We start from the raw sequence: 21,820 nt of genomic DNA on the forward strand, positions 1-21,820 counted from the left end.
GTCCTAGCCCTCCAGCTGCGCGCGGATGTTGGCTGCGGCCTCGGGGTTTTCCTGCTCGAGCTTCTCGATGTAGTTGACGACATCGCCAACGGTCCGCAGACCGGCCAGATCCTCATCGGGGATCTTCACGCCGTACTTGTCCTCGGTCTGAACGGCGATCTCAACCATCGACAGCGAGTCGATGTCCAGGTCGTCGACGAACGACTTCTCGAGGGTGACCTCGGAGGGCTCGATACCGGTGACCTCTTCGATGATCTCGGCGAGACCGGCGACGATGCGATCTTTTTCTTCTGCGGTGGCCACTCGGTGGCTCCCTTCGGTGTTATGGACTGCAGGCGCAGCCCTGGGGTGAACTCTGATATTTGAAACTGGATGAGCGGGCGGCTCTGCCCACTCATCCGGGGGTACTACTTTTTGGTGGTTGGCCGCTTACAGCTCGGCCAGGGCGTCGAGGTCTTCGAGGGCTTTCAGTGCGTGATTGGTGACGCCACGCATCTCACGCTTGGCGATGCCGGACAACGCACCCGAGGGCGGCAGTTCGACGACGGCCTGTACGTCCGCCGTCTTGAAGTACTCGGTGCACAGGTCCCAGCGCACCGGCGAGGTGAGCTGGTTGATGAGCTTGTCCATGGCATCGGCGCCGGAGGCGACGGGAGTGCCGTCGAAGTTGGACAGCAAGGTGGTGACCGGTTCGGCCGGGGCGATCGCGGCGGCCGCGGCGGCGTAGGCCTCCTGCGCGGGAGCCATGAAGTGGGTGTGGAAGGCGCCGGCGGTGGCGAGCTGGCGGACACGCGCCTTGGCCGGGGGATCCTCGGCCAGCTTCTCCAGGGCCGTGATGCGTCCGGCGGCGACAATCTGTCCGACGGCGTTGCGGTTGGCGGGGATCAGTTCGAGGGCCTCCAGGCGCTCGAGCACCTCGGCCTCGTCGCCACCCAGCACGGCGGCCATGCCGGTCGGGTCCAGCGCGCACGCCTTGGCCATCTCAGCGCCGCGGGTGGCGGCAAGAGCGACGGCGTCGTCGGCGGAAATGACCCCGGCGATGGCGTAGGCGGCGATCTCACCGACGGAGTGGCCGGCGACCACGGTGGTCTTGGCGTTGAGGTGGCCACGCTTGGTCAGCTCGTCGTAGGCCAGCAGGGTCAGGGCGACCACCAGCGGCTGGGTGATGGAGGTATCGGTGATCTCCTCGGCGGTGGCTGTGGTTCCCAGGCGCACCAGATCGAGTCCGCTGACCTTCGACCACTGCTCAACCTGGTCGGTGGCACCGGGCAATTCGAGCCACGGGGTCAGCATGCCGGGAGTCTGGGATCCCTGTCCGGGAGCAAGCAGCGCGATCACGTGTTTAAGAGAACACTGTGAAGGGTGGTTTGCGCCGTGTAAGAGAAAATGAATCTTGTCTTAAGTATTTGTGGGAAGTCTACAAAAAGGCATCCATTGCGACCCGATCTATACCGTCTCGCAATGTGGGACCTCGCAGGTGACCGGTCAGTAACCGTTCTAAGCCTTGATGACGTTGATTGTGACTGGCGTGATTCCTGGTTCAGGAGTGAAAACATCCGCGTGGTCCTGGGCCAGTCTGCCGACGGTTGCCGCGACTCGCAAGACATAGGCATCACGCGGGGACGTTGGGTCTCTTCCGGTGAAATCGGTGATTCGCTTGAGTCGATAACGGACGGTATTCGGGTGAACAAACAGTGCGCGCGCGCACGCCTCGATGGCGCCCCCGGAATCTAAGTAAGCGTCCAGGGTTTCGGTGAGCGCCGGGCCGGCATCGGCGAGTGGGCGCATCACTTCGGTGTTGAGGGACGCGATGGCCGCCTTATCGCCCAGGAGCGCACGTTCGGGCAGCAGCTCGCGCGATGACACCGGACGAGGGGCGCCGCGCCACCCCGATACCGCGTCCATACCCGAAAGTGCCTCCACGGCGCTGTTGTGCGACGCGCTCAGCGTTCCGGAGGTGGGGCCCACGACGACCGGACCGTCGGAGAAGACCTTGATCAGGTCTGCCAGGAACTTGTCGTGTGTGGTGAACGTGCCCGACACGATGGTCAGCAGCCGGGTGCCCTGGATGACGGCGAGTGCTCCACGCCCGTGGCGCTGTGCCACCTCGTGCACCAGCGTTGTCGATGTCGCGATGTTTTCTGGCCGGGGGGTGCCGACGATGACGGTCGCCGGCGCGGTGGTGTCCCAGTTCAGGGCCGCCGCGCGCGAGAGCATGTCCGGTCCGGTGTCGCCGCGCACCACCGCGTCGACCACCGTCGCTTCCAGCCGGGAGTCCCAGGCGCCCCGGGTTTCCGCCGCCTCGGCGTAGGCGCTGGCAGCTCCGAAGGCAAGGTCACGGCTGTAGCGCAGGATGCCCTCGGTGAGCGTCACCAGCTGCTCGTCGTTGCGGGCGAGCAGGGGCAGCACCTCTTCGAAAAACTCCATCGCGGTGCGCACCATGTCGACGGAATGGCGCAACGCGATGCGTTTGGCGAGGTCCTGGGGTACCACCTCAAAGGCCTGCATGGTGAAGCCGACAGTGCCCTCGGGGTCGCGGATCCACTCGACGAAATTGTTGATCGCCGTCTGGACCACCAGCGCCACGCTGGAGCGTTGTGAGGCCTCCAGGTCGGCGAAGAACGGCAGCCGGTCCTCCATGACGTGTACGGCCTCGGTGGAGAGGCGTCCGGAAAACTGCTTGATCCGGTGCAGTAGCGCCTCGGGCACCTCGGCCCGCTCCCGCGGGGGCCGGGCGGCGCGAAACCCACGCAGCGCGCTCACCGAATTGTCGGCCATCCCTAAAAGGTACCCCGGATTCCTGGTGGGAACCGCTAAATGTCTGCACTTTTGGGTCAGGTGCGCAGTTTGCGCCGAATACCTTCGATGGCCAGCTCGAGGCTGTCGCGCAGGACGGTGATGTCCATGGTCGCCCGCCCCATCAACATGCCGCCCTGCAGGGTGGCAAGGATTGTCGCGGCCAGCCGCTGGGGATCTTCGGTGCGGTCAAGGTCGCCGCGATCCTGCATCCGGGTTAAACCGTCGGCAAGCAATGACTGCCATTGGTGAAACGCGGCGGCGAGCGCGGGCTGATACGCCGGATCGTTCTTGAGTTCGGCGGCCATGCTGCCCAACGGGCACCCGAACGGGCCATCGGGCACTTCGTGCATGGTCAAGATCGCCTGGGCCCACTGCTCAACACCCTCCATCGAGTCGATCTGGGCGAGTGTCGGCTGTGCCTGCAGGACGAGCTCGGTCTGACGTTCGAGGACGGCCTTCACCAAGTCGGACTTGTCCTTGAAATAGTGGTACAGCTGCGACTTGCCGGTATGGGAGGCGGCCAGGATGTCGTCGAGACTGGTTGCGGTGACGCCCTTTTGGTACATCATCTGGGCGGCCGCATCGACGATGGCCGCCCGGGTGCGGCGTCCGTGCGCGGTCGCGGGCAGCTTGGCGGCGCTTTGGGGTGACGACTTACCTACCATCCCGAACAACATTAGCTCTGACCTTGGCGCGTCTGAGTGGCCGTATGGAGTAGTGACCGCTTGCCGCCGGAAACGCGATGATCAGCGCCGACAGCGCCGCCATCACCGGATATTGGCTGATCAGTTGGTCTGAGGTCCAGTAGGTCACGAGCGTCAACAGCGAAATCATGGCCGCGGGTCGGGGAAACAGCCCCAGGATCAGGATTGCCCCGAGTGCCGTCTCCAACAGGGGGATGGCGACACCGAAAAGGCCCGGCCACGCGTACAGGGTGTTATCCGAGACTGCCGTGAAGTAGTCCGGTATGCGGGAGTTGGACCGGGCGCTGTGCGCGATGAGCAGGATGTCGACCCTGCCGAAGCCTGCGCTGTACTTGAAAAGGCCCTCGTGTAGCCACAGTGCGCCCAGCGCCACCCTTGCCACGCCGAGGGCGATCGGCGCGGCAAGGGCGATCCATCGTGCGGGGGTTCTCACATCAAGGCCGCCGCGCCGAAGGCCTCTTTGGCCTTATCGCAGTTGATGAGGACGGTGTCGTACATCGAGGTGTCGGTGCCGCTGAGGTCGAATGTCTGCGAGGCCGTGTCGGAGGCGACCGCGCCGAGCTGTTTCCCTGTGCCCACAGCGCTCTGGTCGGACCCCTTGGTGAGATGGATGTGCAGGTCGGGGCCCTTGTCTGAAGAGAATCCCGACAAGATGACCTTCCCGTCGGCGATCGTGACGGTTCCCGAGACGTGCTTGTCGTTGAGGCCGGTGAACGAACCCGTCCGTGTTGCACCGGCCGTGGCCGGCGATGTCATGGGCTGTGACGACATTGCCTGCGGTGACTGCATGCTCGGTTGAGTGTCGCGAGAGGGCGCGTTACACGCGGCAACGGCTAAGCCGATGCCCAGAAGTGCTGTGCCAGTGAGAACTGTGAACCGCATGGGGGATTCCTTTCCGAGGGTGTGAGCGAGCGATCTCGATTGTACCGATCGGTACAATTGATGTCGACGAGAAAACGCGAGCAGACACGCACTGCACTGACGATCTGCGATTTATGTGCAGTACATGTCTGCTCGCGCCAGAGGGGTTATGCGCTGCCGGTGTCCTTGAACGACACGTCGGCGGCCGCCACGTCATCGATCTTGTACTGGGCAGCCGCACGGATGGCGACATCGGCCCCCACGCTGCCTTCCTGGGCCAGTGCCTCCAGGACCGCGACCACGACCGACTCGGCGTCGGTGTTGAAGTACCGGCGCGCGGCGGGTCGGGTGTCGGAGATGCCGAATCCGTCGGTGCCGAGTGTCCGGTAGGTGCCGGGCACCCAGGGCCGGATCTGCTCGGGTACCGCGCGCATCCAGTCCGAGAAGGCCACCTTGGGTCCCTGTGCGCTCTCCAGTGCCTGCGTCACGTACGGAACAACCTTGGGGCGGTCCGGGTGGCGCAGCGCCTGGTGATCGATGGCGAGGCCGTCACGGTTGAGCTCACCCCAGGACGTCACCGACCACACATCGGCGGCCACATCCCAGTGCTCGGCCAGCAGATCGGCCGCTCGCAGTGCATCCGGCAGCGATACCCCGGAGGCCAGGATCTGTGCCTGATGCTTGCGCGCCTCGGGTGCCGCTCGGAACTTGTAGATGCCGCGCAGAATGCCCTCAACATCGACGTTCTCCGGCTCTACCGGCTGCACGTACGGCTCGTTGTACAGCGTGATGTAGAAGTACACGTTCTCGCTGTTCTCGCCGTACATCCGCTGCAGGCCGTGTTCGACGATATGGGCGATCTCGTAGGCGAACGCCGGATCGTAAGCCACCACAGCGGGGTTGGTGCTGGCCAGCAGCAGCGAGTGGCCGTCGGCGTGCTGCAGACCCTCGCCGGTCAGCGTGGTGCGGCCGGCCGTGGCGCCCAGGACGAACCCGCGGGCCATCTGGTCGGCGGCGGCCCACAGGCCGTCACCGGTGCGCTGGAACCCGAACATCGAATAGAAGATGTACAGCGGGATCATCGGCTCGTCGTGGGTCGAGTACGCCGTGCCCACCGCGGTGAACGTGGCGGTGGACCCGGCCTCGTTGATGCCCTCGTGCAGGATCTGGCCCTGCGCGCTCTCCTTATACGCCAACATCAGTTCGGCATCCACCGAGGTGTACAGCTGGCCGTTGCGGTTGTAGATCTTCAGCGACGGGAACCATGAGTCCATGCCGAAGGTGCGCGCCTCGTCGGGGATGATCGGGACGATGCGGTTGCCAATGTTCTTGTCGCGCAACAGTTCCTTGAACGTACGCACCAAGGCCATGGTGGTGGCGATCTCCTGCTTGCCCGAGCCCTTCTTCAGCGGGGCGTAGGTCTCCGGGCTCGGCAGGGTGAGCGGGCGCGACTTGGTGCGCCGCGCGGGCACGAATCCGCCCAGCGCACGGCGCCGGTCGAGCATGTAGCGGACTTCGGGCGCCTCCGGGCCGGGGTGGTAGTACGGCGGCAGGTACGGATTCTCCTCGAGCTGGGCGTCGGAGATCGGGATGCGCTGCTTGTCGCGGAAGTCCTTGAGGTCGTCCAGCGTCAGCTTCTTCATCTGGTGGGTGGCATTGCGACCCTCGAAATGCTTGCCGAGCGTGTAGCCCTTGATGGTCTTGGCCAGGATGACCGTGGGCTGGCCCTTGTGCTCGGTGGCGGCCCGGTAGGCGGCATACACCTTGCGGTAGTCGTGGCCACCGCGCTTGAGGTTCCAGACCTGGTCGTCGGTAAGGTTTTTCACCAGCTCCTTGGTGCGCGGATCGCGCCCGAAGAAGTGCTCGCGGACGTACGCGCCGTCGTTGGCCTTGTAGGTCTGGTAGTCGCCGTCGGCCGTGGTGTTCATCAGATTGACCAGCGCGCCGTCACGGTCGGCGTGCAGCAGGGCATCCCATTCGCGACCCCACACCACCTTGATGACGTTCCAGCCGGCGCCACGGAAGAAGGACTCTAGCTCCTGGATGATCTTGCCGTTGCCGCGCACCGGGCCGTCCAGACGCTGCAGGTTGCAGTTGACGACGAACGTCAGGTTGTCCAGGCCCTCCGTCGCCGCGATATGTGCCAGGCCGCGCGATTCTGGCTCGTCCATCTCGCCGTCGCCGAGGAACGCCCAGACCCGCTGATCGGAGGTGTCCTTGATGCCACGGTCGCGTAGGTAGTGGTTGAACCGCGCCTGCATGATCGCGTTCATCGGCCCCAGGCCCATGGAAACCGTTGGGAATTGCCAGAAATCGGGCATGAGCCGCGGGTGTGGGTAGGAGGGCAAGCCACCGCCGGGGTGGCTCTTTTCCTGTCGGAACCCGTCAAGCTGATCGGTGGTCAACCGGCCTTCCAGGAAGGCGCGGGCGTAGATGCCGGGGGAGGCGTGGCCCTGGATGAACACCTGGTCGCCGCCGCCCGGATGGGCATTGCCGCGGAAGAAGTGGTTGAACCCGACCTCGTAGAGGGCCGCCGACGAGGCGTATGTCGAAATATGGCCGCCCACACCGACCCCTGGCCGCTGCGCGCGGTGCACCATGATCGCGGCGTTCCAGCGGATCCAGGCGCGGAAACGGCGTTCGGTGTCTTCATCGCCGGGGAACCACGGCTCATTCTCGGTGGCGATGGTGTTCACGTAGTCGGTGGAGGTCAGTGCCGGGATGGCCACCCGGCCGGCATTCGCTCGTTCCAGCAGCCGCAGCATCAGGTACCGCGCGCGGGCCGGACCCGACCGGGCCAGCAGGCCGTCAAACGATTCCAGCCACTCGCCCGTCTCGTCGGGGTCGATATCGGGCAGATACGACGCGACACCTTCGCGGATCACCCGAACGCGCTCGGATTGATTTGCGGCGCTTGAATTTCCGGCCAGGTCTTGGCGAGCGAACTCCGTGGTCAACTTTTCTGCTCCTTAGGGGTGGGGGTGCAGATCTCAGTCACAATCAGATCGGTACCTCCATCGTGCCGCAAGTCACTTGCTACTAGCGAGTCTGGTCCAGTCACCAGGTCTGGAGCTGCCACAGCGGGTACCGTCATGAGATGCGTATTGCGGCGCTGTTCATCGCGCTGGCGGCCATCTGTGCCGCGGCGGTGGCGGGTTGCACCGTGACCACCGGAGGGCGGGCGTCGGCGCCCAGTGAATCGGTGTCGGAATACCGCACGTACGTCTCACAGTCCCTCGAGACGTCGCGCACCGAGGAGTCCAAGCGCCAGGAGACGTCCCGGGCGCAGGCGATAGCCGATGCGTGTGAGACCTTCGCGATGACATCGAACGCGGCCGTTTCCGCCGGTAATGACCTGATCTCCGTGATGAACGACGAGGGCGGTTACGGGTCGAGCGCGGAGTCCAAGGTGGGGCCGGTCGTCAATGCCCTCAACACCAGCGCCGGGCAAATCGACTCCGCCAAGGCGAGCGCTCAGACCGACGAGCTGCGCGACGCGTTCACGCAGTACGCCGAGCAGTCGCGAAAACTGGCCGGGGCGTTCGATAATCGGCTGAGTGGCAGCACTCTCAACTCGGTGGTCCGTACTTTCAACGATGCGCGGGAGCGTGCGGGGAAGATCTGCGAGCCGCTTCTCCAGACAAAAGGTCGATAGTGCCTGACGAGGATTGCCGGTGGCATGCGACGATGTGAGCATTCATCCCAAGTGCGAAAGCACGCATCTGTGAACAAGGAGGGGCCGAACGGTGGTCGCGGCGGCTGACGCCTCGAACTACGCCCACAAGCTGGGCGTCCAGCGAGATCAGCTTGTGCAGGAGCTGGGCTGGGATGAGGACACGGACGACAATATCCGGGCCGATGTCGAGGACGCGTGCGGTTCGGAGCTTCTCGACGAGAGCTCCGACGACGTCGTCGATGTGGTCTTACTGTGGTGGCGCGATGACGACGGCGACCTGGTCGACGCGTTGATGGACGCCATCACTCCACTTGCTGAGGACGGCGTGATCTGGGTGTTGACACCCAAGACCGGCTTGCCGGGCCATGTGCAACCCTCGGAAATCGCCGAATCGGCGCCGACCGCGGGCCTGGTGCAGACCTCGTCGGTCAACCTGGGGGACTGGAGCGCGACGCGTTTGGTGCAGCCCAAGACCTCACGCGGCGGGCGGCGCTAATGCTGCCCGTGGGCACCGTCGCGCCCGATTTCACCCTGCGTAACCAGAACAACCAGCTCGTCAGCCTGAGCGATTTCCGCGGCAAGAAGGCCGCGCTGCTGGTGTTCTTCCCGCTGGCGTTCACCGGAGTCTGTCAGGGCGAGCTGGACCATGTGCGCGACCACATCGGGGACTTCGAGAACGACGACGTGCAGATCATCGGGCTGTCGGTGAGTGCCGGGCCGATCCACAAGATCTGGTCGAGCTACAGCGGCTTCACCTTCCCGATCCTGTCCGACTTCTGGCCGCACGGGGCTGTTGCCGAGGCGTACGGGGTGCTCAACGAGAAGGCCGGCTATCCGAACCGCGGAACTTTCGTGGTGGACGCCGACGGAATCATCCGATTCGCCGAGATGCTGGATCCCGGGCAAGCCCGTGACCAGGGAGGTTGGGTAGAAGCGCTCGCCGCGCTACATTCGTGAGCTGATTCCCACGTCGGTGACGACGTGGACCGGGCGTGTAGCTCAGTGGTAGAGCTCTGGTTTTACACACCAGCGGTCGGGGGTTCGAAACCCTCCGCGCCCACCAACATTGTGCAGGCCAGCCCTATATTGGGCGGTCGTCGCGGGTCGGGTCTGGTGCCCGATAGAGGGGCAAGTTGCCAATCGCGTGTGATCCGCGCGGGGTAGGCGCTGTAGATGTAGGCGCTTCAAACATTCGGCGCGGTGAGGTCAATTTGTCCCGCGCGATAGATACGCTCAACCACTCAGTCTTTGGAAGGGTTAGGCGAATGCAGCCGACCCAAGACCACCTGGGTATGGATCCGGTCCAGGAGTGCCGCCCTCGATCTTGGCATCCTTGGCATCCTTGGCATCCTTGGCACCGTACCGGGCTCGGGGGGATCGGTGCGCGGCCCGGAGAGGTCCTTCTTCTCCTTGTCCAGCCGGTCCTTGGCGTCATCCTGGGTGACTTGCGATCGCCGTCATCAAGCATGTGCACCGTGCCGTCGCGGCCCGGGTGTCGAGCTTAATACCTTCTAACTCAGTGGCTTTGGTGGCCAGATCTTCGCCCACTTTCGTATCGGCTGCGACCAGGGCACCTGCGCGCCAGCGGATGAACGCGGCATGCTCCTTGGCGGCCTTCGCGCGCTGGCCTGTGCATCCTCGCCCGATGACGAGCTGGCGTCGGTGATAGACAGGTCATCGGCCACAGTGAAGCCCTTGCCCTCCGCATCAGCGATGGACTCAGGGCTTTGCGTTGTGCACCTCGAACGTCCTCGGCGCCCCTGGTTGCGGTGTCGGCAGCCTTCCGGAGCGCTTCGCTTTGCCTGCGCACCACCGACAGATCGGCGGTCACCCGATCCCACGCGGCGTCCTTGGCCGCACCTTTCCACTCGGTGCCACCGGGGGCCGCGATGTTCGCCTGGTGACATGGGCGGTTAGCTAGCAGCAAATACTTTGGTCGTATGATCGTCGCCATGGCTGACGGGTCCAGCTGCCAGCGCCGCTGGCGGGGTGTTCAGGCAGCTGCGGTGATCGCAGCGGCGACTGTCATTGGATGTCACACAGATGCGCCGCCAGCGGAGGCTGACCCGTTGCCGTCATGTGATCGGATCAGCACCTGGGATGAGGGCGATCAGAAGGATTGCCAGTTGACATCCAGCGACCGTGTGGGGCTGTTTTTCCAAGGACGGACGATCCAGAAAAATACTGGGGCACAACGTTTTGGCGATCCAATGGGGTATGAGGTCGATGTCCGTGTGATATCGCCGAGCGGGCGAGAGCAGCAGGTGATTGCCGAACCGGCATCCAGGCCATGCGGCAATGGGTTCTTCTTGCGTGACCTTGATGGTGATGGTCGAGACGAGCTGCTGACCATCACTGGCTGCGGCGGCACAGGTGGCGAGAACTTGGCAATCTGGCGAGCAACGGGGGATTCGACCCAGTTCGTACGTGCCGGGGAGACGTTCGGGTTTTTGAAATTTTGGCGTACCTCTGACGGTTTTTTCGCGCAGTATGCGCATTCGAGCGCCGCTTCTGGTGTGGTGTCGCTCTACGAGTTCGTTGATGATCGGCTGGTGCAAGCCGGCGCCCTTGAGGTCGCGGTGGCAAGTTTCGATGACCCGTATGTGACTCACTCGTGGATAGTGACCGGCAACACCAAATGTGCGTTGAGCCGTGAGGGCCGCCCGCCCAAGACGTTGGCAGCTGGTGATGAGCGGCTGAAGGCTCATGGGATCGATCCGGCTACCGCCGGACAGCATCTGTGCGCCGCGTTGGGCGACTATTACGCGAAAAAGTAGGCACCTGCCTCAAATGGATCGGATTATCATGACTACGCGAGTCTCATTACTGCATAGGATGATTGACGCGTTTCGCGCGGCCTTCCGCGTTCGGGAGGTCTCGCTCCATCTGGTGGCAACCAGGCCCCAGCGTTGGGCGCTCGGACTAACCGGGGTACTTCCGGTGCCGCTATGGTCGCAGTCATTTGGCTTCATCGCGGCTTTCGTGACAGCGTTGGGGTGTTTTGGGGTTTGCGCACCGCCAGCGCTGGCCGATACTTATGGCGTCAGGCACTTCGCCACGCCGTCGGGCAATATCTCCTGCATTATCGACAACGAATGGCCAAAGCCTTCCGTGCGGTGCGACCTCAATGAGGCCGGATTCACCCCGCCGCCAAGGCCGTCCACAGATTGTCATGGCGTCTGGGGGCGAAGTGTAACGATGACTATCGGCGAGAACCCTGCATTCCATTGCATCTCAGACTGGGCAGGTGGCGAGAACTTGTTCGTGCTGAAGTACGGCGACGACACGAAGGTGGGCCCATTCCAATGCTCGAGCCGAGTCGACGGCATCACCTGTGTCGACACCACCACCGGCCGCGGGTTCCGACTCGCACGGCAATCCTACGAATTCCTGCGTTGACAAGGCCAAATTCGTCCACTGCTTGAACAGCGAGAACGGCTATCGCCCGCTAGCCTGCGTGGGTCCGGGCCTTGCGGCGGATGTATTCGCGTCGGGCCCAGGCGATGGCGATTGCCCATCCGGCGATACCCAAAGCCGTTGCCGCCACAGCCATGATCCGGTTGTAGGTGCTCTGACGATGTATGTCGTATCCGCTGCTGGGCATGTGATCCGGGGAACCAGTGAGCAGTTGTTCTTTGGTTCTTCCGTAGTGGTTGCAGCGATCCCACTGGCTCATGGGTTTGTGATCGCAAGTCGCTGGGTGGAGGTACGTGGTGGGTGCGATTGCCAGAAAGAGTGTGCACATAGGTACTGCGATCACAAGGCGCCAGTCCGCGTAAGGGTTCTTCGACAGGAACGGACGCCGCCTGCTGTCTTCGGAATGTTTGCCAGCCATGGCCGGGCTATCTGGGCCCAGGCAGGTACGGGTACGGATTCCCGTACGGGTGCTGCGGTGGTGGTTTGCGTCGCCGTGACGCGGTGATGGCGACCACGATGGTTCCCGCTCCGACGAGCGTGATGCCGCCGATGGGGCCCGCGAAAGCCGCTGTGATGGCGCCGTTGCCTGCGCGGGGCCCAAGTCCGTAGGTGATGTCTGAGTACCCGGCGCAGCTAACGGTGTAGGTGCCTGCCTGGTGGGCGCTCACCACGTAGAGGGCATGCCATTGGTTGATACTCATGGAGCCGTTGTAGCGGCTGACGGTGGCGTCGTTGTTGTTCTCGTCGCGGGCCACGCAGCGTGTGTTTTGGGTCAGCTTCGGTACGGGTTCGACATCGGCGACGTAGATGATCATCGAGTCGCCTGATGCGAATTGTGCAGTGGCAGAGCCGTTTGCGTTGAACTGGCTGGTGGGTCCTTTGAGGGCGTAGACCAGCCCTGCGACGAATAGGCTAATGCCACCGATCAGGCCGGTCGCTATCAGTGCCGCGCCGATGGCGTACCAATAGCGCGGCATCTGCCGGTGCGGTGCAGCGGGAGCAGGTGCCGGCCACTGCGGAGGCGGTGGTGGCGGGCCCCAGGGATACGCGCCGGGTTGCGTGGGCGAAGCACCGTCAGGATTGTCGTCTTGCATCCTGTAACCCCCGATTGCATTGCACCTGTTCAGAACGAATACGAGGATAACTGACAGTCGGGGCGGATTGCGAGGGCCTGCATGACTTCGGCGCTATCGTGGGCTCGTGAAAAGCGGGCCTGTCATCGCATGGATACTGCGCATCGTTGATGCGGGATTTGTCATTGCGGTGGGATTCCTGTGTTGGACGCTGGTGTGGTGTGACAGCCCGTTTGAGCGCGTGAGCTGGCTTGGGGTGCTGGCATTCCTGGCTGGACCCCCGCTATTATTAATTGCCGCAGTGTATTTCGGTATCACTGCCTTGCGCGAGCGGCATGTGGCGGTACCGCTGGTTGTGATCGCATTGCTGGTGGGTTCGTCGGTGATCGTGATCGGCACGGGGGTTCTGCAGAAAATACGTTGGGCCCAAGCCAGGCCCGAGATACTGGCTGTGGCTGAGCATCCACCGGGCCCGGGTGAAACACAGCATCGTTGGCTGGGTACGTACGCGGCCAGTATCTATGGGCACAGGGACGGCACGGTGCTGGTCGTGTTCGGGGGCAGCTGGGACGGGCTGCTGTACGTGCCGCCGGGGCTGCCGGAACCGGAGCGCAAGAAGTACGCCGGTCGCGAAGTCATGCCGCATTGGCTCTGCTACGACACAGACTAAACGCCGCAGCATTTCGGGCACCTACCGAGCTTTTGGACAGGAGTCGGCGGCCCGGATCGCGGGTGCGGGACCCGGCATTATGAGGTTGCTGGACATCGCTATAGTTGTTGGTTCTGGAGCTAGTTGAGGGGGTGGACGAGTTGCTTGCTGAATAGGGCGTCGATGCTTTGCGCCTGGAACTTAATCCGGCCCTTCAGTGGTCTGGATCGAGAGTGTCGTGATGAGGGAGGAATCGGAATGACATATGGACAACCGCCCTACGGTGGGCCATGGGGAGCAGAGCCTGGAGACGGTGACCGTCTCGGCTATGGGCGCGGGCAGCCGCAAGGCAACCCGCAGTATGCAGGTCAGTCCTACCCGCCACCGATGTATCCGGCGCCGGGTGGCGTTTGGCCGCAATCGAATCCAGGGGCTCGTGACCCGCGAGACCTGGCCCTACCGCTGTACGGCGCTACGTTCGGGCAGGCAGTGAACAGGTTCTTTCGCAGCTACGCGAAGTTTTCAGGGCGGGCCTCGCAGAGTGAGTACTGGTGGTCGGTACTCGCCTATGTCCTCGTCCTCGTGGCGTTGTTCGCACTGGCAATCATCTCGGCGAACGTCGCCGATGGGGATACGGCCGCGGGCGTTTTCGGCATTGTGATCCTCTTGGTTGCGCTGGGGTTCGCTCTCCCGACGATCGCGGTGTCGGTGCGTCGCCTGCACGATGCGAACATGTCCGGTTGGTTGTACTTGCTGAACTTCATTCCGCTGGTCAACTACGTCGTGTGGATCGTGATCGGCCTACTGAGCACGAACCCCCTCGGCGCCCGCTACGACAACCCCTCGATTTCGGGGTAACACGCTTCCTGGATTGTGAGGTCGGTTGCGCGACGAGCACATTTGTTTTTCATTGGGGATGGAACACGGCGAGGAACTAACCACATGCGCATCTCCCAAGCCGCTATCACCGCGGTCTGCTTCTCGATAGTTGCTGTGGCCAGTTCAGGTTGCCAGACCATTGGGCAACTCTACGGCGATCTTCGTGGCACCAACCCCAACTGCATGCGGATCGCTGAATACACAGCCGATGTCCATGATAAGCGCGCTTTCGTGGGCGCGGCCGATAACGTCTTTGTCGGCAAAGTCGAGACGTCGGACGGGCAGCACGTTGAAGGCAAGGACATCTACTCGCTCTTCACAGTCCGGGTGCTGAAGAACCTCAAAGGCCAACTCTTGGGCCAAGTCACCGTCAGTCAAGTCGGCAGTAATCTCAATGGCCGCGAATGCTTCCAAAATAGCGACGAAATACTCAGCACCGGAATGACCTACCTCTTCGCGTCGTGCGGGGCAAGACTTACGGCAGTCCCATCGCGTCAGGATGAGGGTTGATTGCTGGTACGGCCCCATCCCAGCAATCCAACAAGTACCAGCCAGCAGGCCACCGCACTGAAGGCGAGCACCTTCTCTAATTCCAGGCTGGTATCGAGCAACTCGGGACTCCATCCGAGGATATTGATCAGAACGGATTCCTCGCGGCTTTGGTCATCCACATCGACGATCACAACACCGAGTATCAGCATGATCAGCCAAAACGTCGCCTGGGCGATTGCCTGGGCGGAGGAAAGTCGCACCGGTCTTCGGGGCTGCGAGAACGCAAGGGCTGTCGAGGCAATTAACGCTACGACGAGAACTGGGACGATGAACACCAGCATGAGTAGCGCGATCCAGCCCAGCGTTGCGCCGAACACGCCACGGCCCACCCACACCCACAGCGCCGCCATTACATTGAACGGGATCATCAAATCGAACACTGCCCGGCGGAATTTGATCATCTAGCAAACATTAACATCGGGGCAAGCCGCCAAGAGGGTCTCCTGCGCCAGCCACCTACCACCGGTATTGATGACCAACTGGTTCCTGGGGTGGAACTGCGGTAAAGGCTGCGAAGCAACGTCTTTCGAAGCATACGGAATTGAGCGGGACGCTGACCGGACGGATTGCCACCAACCGGCCCTGGGACGTCGAGGACTAGGCGTTGCGGGCATTGATGCGATCAACCTGGTTCTGGGCAAGGTCCTGCCACAGCGCAAGGTCAGCGGGCTCGTCCCCCGTGGGCTCCAATTCCAGGTAGCCGAGAATGCCGCCGGTGACGTACACAACTCCGGGAGTGGGCAGCTGTCCATCCTTCTTTATGGTGAAGATCTGGGCGACCTGTGCTTCGACTCCACGCAGCCTCATAGGGCTGGGGCGGGCGCCATACTCACCGGGCCGAAGGCCCGTGTCCGGACAGCTCGCCAGGATGGGGCCCAAACTTGCGATGGCGGCGCGGCCCACCTGTGGATCATCGAGGCTAACCAGCACCGAATACGCGGTCGTACGCCGCGATCCGTCCGCAGCGATGCGACTGATATCGCCCCGGTAGGCGACAGCATCCGTGGGCATCTTCGACACCGAATCGGCGATGGCGGCGCGGCACGCGGGATTCAACTCGTACTTGCCCAGCCCGCCGCCCAACTTGCTACCCGTTTCGTACACGTCGACGCTGTAGCCCGGCAGCCCATTCAGGACCAGGCTCGCTGTTGCCGTCGCGGCACTGGCCGATGGCAAGTGCCCAATGGTCACCAGTGCCCCCGCCGCAACCATGCTGATAGCTGTTTGCCCAAGATTCCGCATAAGCCACCGCCCCCTAGTCTGTTTCCTGCAGAAACCACTCGATGATAACTGACAGCCGGTCTCAGTAGACGTCAGCGGACATTTCTGGCACATTGAAGAAAATTCGCCACGTTTCCATGGCGGGGTGAAATCCGGCGGTGGCCGCCACACGATCGCTACTTTGAGGAGCTGTGTTGTCATCTCGTTTGCCACAGAAGTAGGCCGGTGGGGTTGGTGCGACCACCCGCTGTGGATATCTATCAGAAGACGCAGGAGTTGCCCGAACGGTTCGATGATCAAACTTCTGCTTGAGCGTGGCTAATCGGAACACGAGCGAGTCAGGCAGCCAGCCAGATTCCAGCCAGGAAGTAGCCCTCGGCGTCGTGCCCGTAACCGCCGCAGGGCCGATAAGGCCGCTCAGTACGCCGAAATAGCCACCGACAGAAGAGGTAGCTGATTAAGAAGGTTGTCACAGCGGTCTTGTTGCTCGTGGGGGTTACCGCGGGTATCTACTTGACCGGCGTCGGAATCGTATTGCAGGGCTGGGACGAAGCCATGCGCAGGTTCGAGCAGCAGCCCACTGCGCCGTCATACCTGTGGTGGGGACTAAGTGCCGTCGGGCTGGCTCTGATAGCGGCGTGCGTATGGGGCGGCATCCGAACGCTGCGCCGCCGGCACAGCGATGCCGATGTTCGGTGCGTGCACGAGCCCTGCGAGTAGTTGCGCGCGGGCTCAAGTGGTGGGGGATAGAGCCACCAAAAAACTGCGATGCCCGTGAAGGCGGCAGCATTGCAGACTGTGGAGAAGCTGATCGTTGCTCCGAAAGCTGAGATGCTCAGCTGGATAAGAACATTGACAGCCATGAATCCGATGAGAGACTTACGCACCGCGGGCGATATGACACGAGCTGACGTTCAACTGTGTTCTGGGCAAGCGTGCTGCCGATCATCCGGGTGATGGAAGCGCTATCCCGGCGACGCCCTATGTGGGCAGCGTGACAGACGGCCCGGTAGGCGCATGAGGTCTCCCGTAGATGGCTTGCGAAGGGCCGGGCAGATCGGACCCCGCAGCTGCTTGAGTCAACGAGCACCTGTTGTCCCCGTAGGCGGCGGGTGCGTTGGGTCTGCTGTCGTTGGGTATCTCGTCGGGCTTACCTGCCACCACGAAGTACTCCGTACCAATGTCGTACCCACGCCCGCAGGATGGCCCGAAGTTCTCGACCTTGACTGTTGTCACTGCACCGACATCACCCTTGTAGACCTCGCGGACTGCGAACTCGTAGATGGTGCGACCGGTGTCGGGGTTGCCGATCCCCAGAGTGTCGGTAGGTGTCCCGACGAAGATTGCTTGCGCCCGCCCGAGCCATTCCTTGACCGAGGTCGCGTCCTTGCGGACAGCGACGCATGAGCAAGCACACGCTACGCCCGGCGCTACAACAGCAGATGCGGTAATACCACCGGCTGCAAGTGTGAACACTGTCGCAGCGGATCCCATCCAGCGAATCATGAGCAAAGTATGCATGGAACAGTCCGCAGATGTAACCGCACACACAGATTTCAGGACAAAAGTGTGTGCTGTCGGCGTGGCGTTTCCACGGCTGCCAGTGCGAAACCCTTGCCGGGAGCTCGGTCTCGGGTTCCGTGAACGCACCATTGATCCGCGCGAGGGCGCTGAGAGTGGCGCGACGATCGGTGAGCCCGCGGTTCTGACGATCTAGTCGCTGCAACCAGGCCGCCAGGCGGCTTGGGTCCGTCTCGATACCGGGGAATGGCTCGCGCTGGTCTTCGTCGGCGTCCAGACCGCCGACGGCCGCTCCAAGCTCACCCTCCAGTTGTGGCTGCAGCGTCACATGTTCAGGCCCGTCTGATGGATGTCGATGTGGTCAGTGGAAGACGTTCTTGCAGGTATCGAGGACGGGCCGTGTTTCGTCGTACATTTGGTTGATGATTTTGTTGTAGCTGACTTGCCGTTCCGCTGTTTGTACTTCATTGGCGCCGGGGTCATTTCGGGTATCGCGTACGAGAGTGAGTGCCTGCTTGGATAGGTCGGCCACGTGGCGCATGGGCGCTCCGATATCACCTGCCGATATCGGAGCCGCGTATCGGTTGATCTCGTCGGACCAGTCTTGGTAGGCGGAGAGGCTGGGTCCGTTGGGCAGGATCGTTGGCCCCTCGACCATCTCTTTATGCTGAGTGAAGTAGTAGAGATCGTGGACAGCATTACTGCAGTCTCGCTTGAGGGTTCGATTCGGTAGGTCGGCGAAGTAGGTAACCGCACCGGCAAAGCTGGCGGTCGCCAGTGCTACTGCTATCGCGATCAGCACCTGCCGGCGCGGTGGCATCAGCGCCGGGTAGTCGACTTCAGCGAGAGGCGGAGCGGCTCCGGCAGCGCTTGCGGCGGAGTGTAAGAGATCGAGACGGTTCTGCATGCGGTGTCTGGCGTATTCGCTCCACAGCACTGAAGCTGCGAGCAGCACCGCGAATACGGCATAGGCCAGTGCGTGCTGCTGCTTTCCCTCGATGAAATCGCCAATTGCGAAGGCACTGAACAAGATCGGTGACATCCGCTGAAACCACTTGGCCCAGGCCGGTGCTCGGCGCTGGGCGCGGAGGGCAATGGTGCCCAGTTGAACGGCCGCAGATAGCACCGCGGGATCACGCGGAGTGTCGCCGCGCCAGATAGCCGTGGCGGATTGTCGCCGCTGGGCCCGGTTGAGTCCCGCAAGCGCTGCGGCGAACGAACGTCGAACCGGCCGCTGGATCAGTACAAACGTGGTCGCCAACCCCACGCTGAACGCAGTCACTTTAACGACGAAGAACCGCCATCCTGGGGTGTCGCTGTCTGACTGCATCAGCAGCCACATCGGCCCCGAGGCGGCCGCTATCAGGAACACCATCACAATCCAGTTGGCCCACCAGGGTGCCGCCGATAGACGAATCCACACAGCAAACATCCTTGCATATTGCTTGCAGGGTGCTTCTTGCGCTCAGGAAATGGGCTCCTTGCGGGGCCGAAGGCCGGGGAGAGCGCGCTGGGCGTCAAACCGCGTAGTCAGAGCCCGCCTGCGGTTGCATCCGGGGCGCCCTGGATGCCACCCTCGTTGATTATGCCGCTGTCGCGGTATTCGTCGAGGTACTCGGCGTGCCAGCGCGGCCAGTCGAGATAGGTCTCACCCGCGTCGTCGCGGTAACGCCGGTACTGCCCGCGAGCGGTGCGCAGCGAACGGCGAGACTGTCGCGCGGCTCGCCGTGCCGCGCGCCTGGCGCTCGACTCCTGCGCTGGTGTCAGAGCAACTGCCGGGTCACGGAAGATTTGCCGGTTGCTGAACATAGCGCGGAGTGTATGTCCCAGCGCCCAACGTTGCATGGAAGGCTGTAGCCCGACGGACCGAATGCGACGTGCTCGTAGCGGTTCTCGCGCAGCAATTCGCCGCGCACTACCACGCCAAGCACTAGCAATGGGCATAGACCTCAAGGCCTGATTAAGCTGTCGTTGGCTGCAATCCCGGTGCTGCAAAGACGGGCGATCGGGTAGTGGATACCGGGAGTTTCCCCTTCCTCGCGCCCGTACCAACATTCAGTGAGGTGCGCGATGAAGATCCTGCCCGCAACGTGTGTTGCCGGGGTGCTGCTGGCTGGTTGCTCCGTGCCCGCTCCACCGGAGAGTCCATCGAGTACCCCAGCAAAGTCCTCTAACGTGCAGCCCAAGGCCACTGCGGCTACACCGCCTCTGGTGGTCATGCCTGGTTTGACGGGGATGCAGTGGACAGATGTCGTGCCCGTTTGTTTCGATCTTGGCTTGGTCAATTTTCTGCCCAAGGAGGTCGCGGTCGGCGATCTCGACAAGGTCGGGCGAGTCATTTCTCAAGATCCTCCCGCAGGAGCCCATGTCAGGCCAGGCTCCCTCGTCACCCTCACTTTCGGGACCAATGCCGAGCCTGAACATAGTGGCGTCGAGAAGCGCTGACGCCTAGGGCTCCGCGTCCGTGCCCAGTGTCTGGATGTCCCAATCTGATCCGCTTCACCCGCTACTGTCCTGAGCACACTGAGGCGTGGAGCGGACCACGCACAGTTTCCAGTGAGGTGACGCGTCAGCGCCGATGGCGAGAGCTGGCCCCGAAGATCCTGGACCGAGACCGCTACCGCTGCCGCGTCCAGTACGAGGGCATCTGCACAGGGCGAGCCACTGTGGTGGACAAGGAGCAGCCAGCGTCGCGCCGGCCGGATCTGGCATTCGAGGCGAGGAACCTGCGTGCTGCATGCCAGCCATGCAATGACCACAAGGCCCGGGGTGAGGATCGAGGATGACTTCCCGTCAGAGGGCTTAGATGGTGTGGCTGCCGTTGGGGGACAGGACAAAACCCTCGCGCCAGTTCTCGCCGTCGTTGGTGCTTTCGACTACACAGATGGTGTCCAGAGCTCGCACGCCGCAGGTCACGTTGGCGCCAGGGCCTTGCGCGGACAGCTTCGACCCCGATGGCAACAGGTGGTACGCACTCGGGTCCACAAGATCGGGGCCTTGCCGCGGTTCGTAGCTGTAGACGTGGCGGGTCTCGAATCCGCTGATGTCGGCCAGTTTCTGCACGCCTGACAGCGGCTCGGAGTTGTCACCGCTCGATCTGTGCGCAATCGCGAACGCGTAGTTCTCGCCTGAATCGACACCTGGCAGTGAGCCCCAGCATTTTGCTTCTGGTGGTCCTGACCAGCGCATGTACGTCATGATTCGGCAATGAAACCCGCCAGGGGCGATGAACAGCCAGCCACCCGCACCGTAGGTCGAGTAGGTGTGAAACGTCTTGTCATCCACCTGACTCAAACCGTCGAGGCCTGGGTCGCTGTGAGCAACAGGGCTGAATGCAATGCCTAGACACAAAGCCATCACGCCGCCAGCCCACCGGCCAATTCTCCGCATAGCGACATTCTAGTTAGCTGATACGGTCTGTTTCCTAGTCTGAAACCCGAATGTGTTCGCCTGAGGCTTGATGAGAGCGACGCCGACAGCCATGCTGACCGCATGGCGCAGGGCATCGTGAAGTTCTTCAAGCCCGAGAAGGGCTGGGGTGCGATCACGTCACCTGAGCTGCCTGACGGGTCGGACGCCTTCGCGCACTACACGGCGATTGAGGGTGAGGGCTTTCGGATGCTCAATGAAGGGGAGCGCGTCGAGTTCGACTACGAGCAGAGACGACAGGACAGCTTCCAGTACGTCGTAACACGCGTGCGTCAGCTCTGAGCGCCGTCAACCCGATGGACTGTTGCGAACCAGCGCGCGTACATCCTCGTAAGGAACGCCTTGGTGATCGGATACCCCGAATCCTCGGCGAGCACGCTATCGATTCCACACTTCGGGCACAGAGCCGAGTCGTCATAGTCAGTCCACTCCGTGATCGCGCTTGGTGAGTAGATCGCCAGACAGTAGAAGCAGCCGCAGACGTTTGACCTGCTTAGTGCGACGCGGTTGTTCCTGCAGTGAGCATGCGCCTTCTCGACCGACTTTCGTCCCCACATGGGGCGATCGTCGCACACGCTGACGCACACCCCAGGCCACCACCCCTTCCCCGGGCCACCCTGGACAGCCGGAATGCACTGTGAATCTCGCCGTGTACGGATCCCCATATTTTCCGGATCTACCCAAGTCGCGCGCATTCGATTGTCGCGCAACGACATTACCGAAATTGGAGTCAATCATCCTGGCATAGGAGTTCGGCCATGCCGCGTCAGCCTAAAGACCCCTCTCTACGTGCTCGGCGGAACACGGCAACTATTCGTGCAGTACTCAAACCGCAGGCCAACCCGACCCTCCCGGAGTTGCCCAAGGGCGCTCGGTGGCATCAGCAGGTGCAGGACTGGTGGAGCCGCCGGCATCTACGGAAACGATGACAGCACCGTGCTGATTGCATTCGAAAACAGTTGGGGTGGAATGCTATACGTAACGCGAGGGCTGTCCGGGTCGGAGACGTAAGAAGTGCGCCGGTCGTGAGGTGATGCCG

At 62.6% G+C, this 21,820-nt stretch carries 26 protein-coding genes and 1 tRNA gene; 12 read left to right on the plus strand and 15 right to left on the minus strand.

Annotation, left to right across the window (positions count from 1 at the left end):
• Nucleotides 1-3 precede the first annotated feature (3 nt).
• The 7 genes from acpM to aceE form a co-directional block, all read right to left on the minus strand.
• Nucleotides 4-303 (minus strand): meromycolate extension acyl carrier protein AcpM, encoded by a 300-nt coding sequence (acpM, locus tag DSM43276_RS08205; RefSeq protein ID WP_030095371.1) that lies wholly within the window; start codon nt 301-303, stop codon nt 4-6.
• A 126-nt stretch (nt 304-429) separates the two neighbouring features.
• Nucleotides 430-1,338, minus strand: a complete 909-nt coding sequence (locus DSM43276_RS08210) for an ACP S-malonyltransferase (protein ID WP_078329327.1) — start codon at nt 1,336-1,338, stop codon at nt 430-432.
• A 159-nt stretch (nt 1,339-1,497) separates the two neighbouring features.
• Nucleotides 1,498-2,778 carry a PucR family transcriptional regulator gene (locus tag DSM43276_RS08215; protein WP_078329326.1) on the minus strand — a complete coding sequence of 427 codons (1,281 nt, stop codon included), beginning with the start codon at nt 2,776-2,778 and terminating at the stop codon, nt 1,498-1,500.
• 56 nt (nt 2,779-2,834) lie between these two features.
• Nucleotides 2,835-3,464, minus strand: coding sequence for a TetR/AcrR family transcriptional regulator (locus DSM43276_RS08220; RefSeq protein ID WP_078329325.1), 630 nt, complete (start codon nt 3,462-3,464; stop codon nt 2,835-2,837).
• Complete coding sequence (locus tag DSM43276_RS08225; RefSeq protein ID WP_078329324.1) at nt 3,454-3,936, minus strand: DoxX family membrane protein; 483 nt, start codon at nt 3,934-3,936, stop codon at nt 3,454-3,456. The genes DSM43276_RS08220 and DSM43276_RS08225 overlap by 11 nt, the downstream gene beginning before the upstream one ends.
• Complete coding sequence (locus DSM43276_RS08230) at nt 3,933-4,385, minus strand: DM13 domain-containing protein (RefSeq protein WP_078329323.1); 453 nt, start codon at nt 4,383-4,385, stop codon at nt 3,933-3,935. The genes DSM43276_RS08225 and DSM43276_RS08230 overlap by 4 nt, the downstream gene beginning before the upstream one ends.
• Before the next feature lie 146 nt (nt 4,386-4,531).
• Nucleotides 4,532-7,321: a pyruvate dehydrogenase (acetyl-transferring), homodimeric type gene (aceE, locus tag DSM43276_RS08235; protein WP_078327529.1), complete on the minus strand. Its 2,790-nt coding sequence runs from the start codon at nt 7,319-7,321 to the stop codon at nt 4,532-4,534.
• Nucleotides 7,322-7,461: 140 nt separating this feature from the next.
• Between aceE and DSM43276_RS08240 the strand changes: the two genes are divergently transcribed.
• From DSM43276_RS08240 to DSM43276_RS23985, 6 genes are all read left to right on the plus strand, one after another.
• Complete coding sequence (locus DSM43276_RS08240) at nt 7,462-8,019, plus strand: hypothetical protein (RefSeq protein ID WP_078329322.1); 558 nt, start codon at nt 7,462-7,464, stop codon at nt 8,017-8,019.
• Between the two features lie 91 nt (nt 8,020-8,110).
• Nucleotides 8,111-8,536 carry a DUF3052 domain-containing protein gene (locus DSM43276_RS08245; protein ID WP_078327527.1) on the plus strand — a complete coding sequence of 142 codons (426 nt, stop codon included), beginning with the start codon at nt 8,111-8,113 and terminating at the stop codon, nt 8,534-8,536.
• Nucleotides 8,536-8,997, plus strand: coding sequence for a peroxiredoxin (locus DSM43276_RS08250; RefSeq protein ID WP_078291349.1), 462 nt, complete (start codon nt 8,536-8,538; stop codon nt 8,995-8,997). The genes DSM43276_RS08245 and DSM43276_RS08250 overlap by 1 nt, the downstream gene beginning before the upstream one ends.
• Before the next feature lie 31 nt (nt 8,998-9,028).
• A tRNA-Val gene (locus DSM43276_RS08255) sits at nt 9,029-9,103 on the plus strand.
• 877 nt (nt 9,104-9,980) lie between these two features.
• Nucleotides 9,981-10,817 (plus strand): hypothetical protein, encoded by an 837-nt coding sequence (locus DSM43276_RS08260; RefSeq protein ID WP_136629009.1) that lies wholly within the window; start codon nt 9,981-9,983, stop codon nt 10,815-10,817.
• 58 nt (nt 10,818-10,875) lie between these two features.
• Nucleotides 10,876-11,439, plus strand: a complete 564-nt coding sequence (locus DSM43276_RS23985) for a DUF6636 domain-containing protein (RefSeq protein ID WP_337678159.1) — start codon at nt 10,876-10,878, stop codon at nt 11,437-11,439.
• A 49-nt stretch (nt 11,440-11,488) separates the two neighbouring features.
• Here DSM43276_RS23985 and DSM43276_RS08270 read toward each other — a convergent pair whose 3' ends face one another.
• Both DSM43276_RS08270 and DSM43276_RS08275 read right to left on the minus strand, forming a co-directional pair.
• Entirely contained in the window at nt 11,489-11,716 is a 228-nt protein-coding gene (locus DSM43276_RS08270) for a hypothetical protein (protein ID WP_078329319.1), read from the minus strand.
• A gap of 166 nt (nt 11,717-11,882) precedes the next feature.
• Entirely contained in the window at nt 11,883-12,434 is a 552-nt protein-coding gene (locus tag DSM43276_RS08275) for a hypothetical protein (protein WP_078329318.1), read from the minus strand.
• A 223-nt stretch (nt 12,435-12,657) separates the two neighbouring features.
• Between DSM43276_RS08275 and DSM43276_RS08280 the strand changes: the two genes are divergently transcribed.
• The 3 genes from DSM43276_RS08280 to DSM43276_RS08290 all read left to right on the plus strand — a co-directional run bounded on the left by DSM43276_RS08280 (nt 12,658) and on the right by DSM43276_RS08290 (nt 14,568).
• On the plus strand, nt 12,658-13,200 hold the full coding sequence (locus DSM43276_RS08280) for a hypothetical protein (protein WP_078329317.1): 543 nt from the start codon (nt 12,658-12,660) through the stop codon (nt 13,198-13,200).
• Between the two features lie 237 nt (nt 13,201-13,437).
• Complete coding sequence (locus DSM43276_RS08285) at nt 13,438-14,037, plus strand: DUF805 domain-containing protein (protein ID WP_234803010.1); 600 nt, start codon at nt 13,438-13,440, stop codon at nt 14,035-14,037.
• 84 nt (nt 14,038-14,121) lie between these two features.
• Nucleotides 14,122-14,568 carry a hypothetical protein gene (locus DSM43276_RS08290; RefSeq protein WP_078329315.1) on the plus strand — a complete coding sequence of 149 codons (447 nt, stop codon included), beginning with the start codon at nt 14,122-14,124 and terminating at the stop codon, nt 14,566-14,568.
• Here DSM43276_RS08290 and DSM43276_RS08295 read toward each other — a convergent pair.
• Together DSM43276_RS08295 and DSM43276_RS08300 are read right to left on the minus strand one after the other, a co-directional pair.
• Nucleotides 14,553-15,011, minus strand: a complete 459-nt coding sequence (locus DSM43276_RS08295; protein ID WP_078313146.1) for a hypothetical protein — start codon at nt 15,009-15,011, stop codon at nt 14,553-14,555. The genes DSM43276_RS08290 and DSM43276_RS08295 overlap by 16 nt on opposite strands.
• Before the next feature lie 196 nt (nt 15,012-15,207).
• On the minus strand, nt 15,208-15,822 hold the full coding sequence (locus DSM43276_RS08300) for a hypothetical protein (protein WP_234803009.1): 615 nt from the start codon (nt 15,820-15,822) through the stop codon (nt 15,208-15,210).
• A 498-nt stretch (nt 15,823-16,320) separates the two neighbouring features.
• Between DSM43276_RS08300 and DSM43276_RS08305 the strand changes: the two genes are divergently transcribed.
• A complete protein-coding gene (locus DSM43276_RS08305) occupies nt 16,321-16,551 on the plus strand; it encodes a hypothetical protein (RefSeq protein WP_234802782.1) in 231 nt (76 codons plus the stop codon).
• A gap of 261 nt (nt 16,552-16,812) precedes the next feature.
• Here DSM43276_RS08305 and DSM43276_RS08310 read toward each other — a convergent pair whose 3' ends face one another.
• From DSM43276_RS08310 to DSM43276_RS08320, 3 genes are all read right to left on the minus strand, one after another.
• The gene (locus DSM43276_RS08310; RefSeq protein WP_078329312.1) at nt 16,813-17,337 is read right to left on the minus strand and encodes a hypothetical protein; all 525 of its coding nucleotides are present in this window, start codon (nt 17,335-17,337) and stop codon (nt 16,813-16,815) included.
• A gap of 376 nt (nt 17,338-17,713) precedes the next feature.
• Entirely contained in the window at nt 17,714-18,784 is a 1,071-nt protein-coding gene (locus tag DSM43276_RS08315) for a hypothetical protein (RefSeq protein ID WP_078329311.1), read from the minus strand.
• Between the two features lie 98 nt (nt 18,785-18,882).
• A complete protein-coding gene (locus DSM43276_RS08320; RefSeq protein ID WP_078329310.1) occupies nt 18,883-19,161 on the minus strand; it encodes a hypothetical protein in 279 nt (92 codons plus the stop codon).
• 261 nt (nt 19,162-19,422) lie between these two features.
• Here DSM43276_RS08320 and DSM43276_RS23780 point away from each other — a divergent pair, with 261 nt between their 5' ends.
• Entirely contained in the window at nt 19,423-19,797 is a 375-nt protein-coding gene (locus DSM43276_RS23780) for a PASTA domain-containing protein (RefSeq protein WP_234803008.1), read from the plus strand.
• A gap of 357 nt (nt 19,798-20,154) precedes the next feature.
• Here the strand turns inward: DSM43276_RS23780 and DSM43276_RS08335 are convergent, their stop codons facing one another.
• Entirely contained in the window at nt 20,155-20,742 is a 588-nt protein-coding gene (locus tag DSM43276_RS08335; RefSeq protein ID WP_078329308.1) for a hypothetical protein, read from the minus strand.
• 102 nt (nt 20,743-20,844) lie between these two features.
• Between DSM43276_RS08335 and DSM43276_RS08340 the strand changes: the two genes are divergently transcribed.
• Entirely contained in the window at nt 20,845-21,063 is a 219-nt protein-coding gene (locus DSM43276_RS08340) for a cold-shock protein (RefSeq protein ID WP_078329307.1), read from the plus strand.
• The last annotated feature ends 757 nt before the right edge of the window (nt 21,064-21,820 follow it).

The organism is Mycobacteroides salmoniphilum (genome assembly GCF_004924335.1).
In the GTDB taxonomy this organism is placed as follows: Bacteria; Actinomycetota; Actinomycetes; order Mycobacteriales; family Mycobacteriaceae; genus Mycobacterium; species Mycobacterium salmoniphilum.